At 70.0% G+C, this 2343-nt stretch carries 2 protein-coding genes; both read right to left on the reverse strand.

Going from position 1 to position 2343, the window contains the following annotated elements:
• Nucleotides 1–73: 73 nt before the first annotated feature.
• Nucleotides 74–1744: an ATP-binding protein gene (locus tag CK485_RS20470; RefSeq protein ID WP_109453317.1), complete on the reverse strand. Its 1671-nt coding sequence runs from the start codon at nucleotides 1742–1744 to the stop codon at nucleotides 74–76.
• Nucleotides 1741–2157 (reverse strand): hypothetical protein, encoded by a 417-nt coding sequence (locus CK485_RS20475; RefSeq protein WP_109453319.1) that lies wholly within the window; start codon nucleotides 2155–2157, stop codon nucleotides 1741–1743. Before CK485_RS20475 ends, CK485_RS20470 begins: the two co-directional genes overlap by 4 nt.
• Between the last annotated feature and the right edge of the window lie 186 nt (nucleotides 2158–2343).

The following is a 2343-nucleotide window of genomic DNA, read 5'->3' on the forward strand; positions in this document are numbered from 1 at the left end:
CACGATCCCCGTAACTACCTGGCCTTTCTCGGCCTCGCCGCAGCCATCTGCTGCTACAAGCGACTCATCCGCCTCACCACATAGGACACCGTCTAAGCATCTCCAGGCCGAGAGCCCGGCCCATGGCGACGATGTCCTCCTCCACATCCTGGAGAACCTTCTGCAGGACCTGGGTGCGCCGACTCATCGCGAGTTTCTCCGCGGCGGCCAGCACCGCCCCGGCCTGCTCCAGGGGCTCGAGATCGACAGCGGCGTCCAGGTGGGCGAAACGGCCCCGGCGCTCTGCCACTGCCCCCTCTAGGCGGGCGACCACGAGTTCCATCTCTTGCCGCTCACGCAGGCCGGGGGAGTGCAACGCGGTCTGCAGGCGCTCGGCTGCCGCTGCCCGGGCCGCCTCGGTGTCCGCAGCGCTTCGCTGCGCCCGGGCCAGCTCAGCCGCCGCAGCGTCCACGGACTGCTGGACCTCGGCGAGGGTCCGGCTCAGGTCCTCTGCGCGCGTCCCCGGCTCCTCTTCCCCGCTGTCGCCGATCGGTGCCTCGTGCAAGTCCGAGGCGCACAGCGAGCAGTGCCCCTCCTTCTCCCTCTCCCACCGGGACCTGTCGACGGCCGTGTCGCACCGCGGGCAGACGGTGGGCATCAGCGTGTGGAAGAAGGCCCGCGCCAGGGCAGCCTCCTGCGCGGTGTGAACGGCGGCCGCCAAGTCCACGCGCTGGGCCTCCAGCGCGTTGTGCGCCGACCGCGCGGCCACAACCTCGTCTTGCGCCACGGCAGCCGCTTGGGTGGCCGCAGACAGCTCCGTATACAGCTGCTGGACGTCCGCCGCCGCGCTGCCCGCCCCGGGAAGGGCCGCCAGCTGGTCGCGGGCCCTGCCCAGCCGCTGCGACAGCTCCTTGAGCTGGGCCTTGCGCGCCTCGACATCGCCGGCCGCGCGGCTGCGGGCTGCGGAAAGCTGCGCCCGGACGATCTTCGACGCGACGGCGGCCTCTACCTTCGTCGACGCCCACGGAGCACCGAGAAACAGCTCGAGCAGCCGGGTTGGCAGCCCGTGCCGGGTGTCGCTGCCGAGTAGCGCCCCCAGACCGGAACGGCTGATGTGCAGGGCACTGGCATACGACGGCCACGACAGCTCGCCGGTGATGGGAGGCTCGTCCGGCCCGCCCGGGGAGGCCTGCGCGGTGCGCAGCGGTTCCAGACCCAGGCGCTCCATCATGAAGGCGTCCATGCCTTCCTCAGAGTCACCCAGTCCCTCGAATGCGACCAGCACCGTGCCGGACCGGGCGGACACCACATGGCCGTGCGGCGACCCGGCCCGCACAGCCATCTCCACCCACAGCGGTTCGCCGTCCAGCTCGAAGCCGACCCGCACGTCGCGCAGCCAGTGGCGCACGTCGCGCTGCAGATTGCTGCGGCCCCGCAGGCACCACAAGATGATCTCCAAGACGCTGGACTTGCCCGCCTCGTTCTTGCCCGACGACGCCAGGCACCACAGCCCCGGCCCCGGATTCCAGGAGAACTCGAACGGCTCGCCGGCCTCGGTCCCGGCCGGGGAGTCCGCGACCGGTCGCACACCCTCGAACGCGACCGACGTCACCAGCAACCGGTGCGGGCGCGGCGCAGCCATCGCCGGCCGCACCCGGTGCTGATCAAGAACCCTCGTCACAACAGACAGGGGCTGCTTCGACTTCGCCGCGACCTCGGCCAGCCCCGCTTCCACCGGCCCGGTCTCCGGCTGCTCCTCGCTCATGCCAGCCCCTCCCGCTCCAACTCGGCCGAAAGCCGCGCCCGCACCCGCTCGGAGATACCCGCGATCATCTGGCCCACCGGCGTACCCGCGTACTCGGCATGCTCGTACTGCAACGCCTTGAGCTGCTCGGCCGACATTCCCTCGGTCACCATCCGCACATACAGAACCTGCTGGTCGTACCAAGCCAGCATCGGCACCTCAGCCCGGAGCCGTTGCGCGAACTCCTCCCCGGAAGCCAGCAAGTAGTAGTCCCGGCGCCGGACGTGGGTGTCAGACGACTTGCCCGCCCGCAGCACCCGGATCAGCCCCGGATGCCGCAGCACCGACAGCGCATTGTTCATGGGCTCGTACGCCCCATGTTTGTTCCGCAGCATCCGGTACGTGTGCAGATCCGGCTCTCGCTCCTCCAGCACCGCCCGCGCCTCCAGCAGTCGCTCCTTCGGCAGTCGGCCCTCGACACAGGCCGTGATGATGTGATCGGCCAGGTAGTCCGGATTGCGTCCTAGGTTCTGTCGTCAAATGTCACGCCCACATCAGGAGTGACGCGAGGGTGACGGCGGCTTTGTAGGACTCGGCGGTCTTGTCATACCGGGTGGCGA

It is taken from the genome of Streptomyces sp. ICBB 8177, assembly GCF_003144095.1.
Classification (GTDB): Bacteria; Actinomycetota; Actinomycetes; order Streptomycetales; family Streptomycetaceae; genus Streptantibioticus_D.

Excerpts from the sequence above, each read along its gene's own strand:
- CK485_RS20470 (WP_109453317.1), bottom strand. The coding sequence starts at position 1,744 with ATGAGCGAGGAGCAGCCGGAGACCGGGCCGGTGGAAGCGGGGCTGGCC.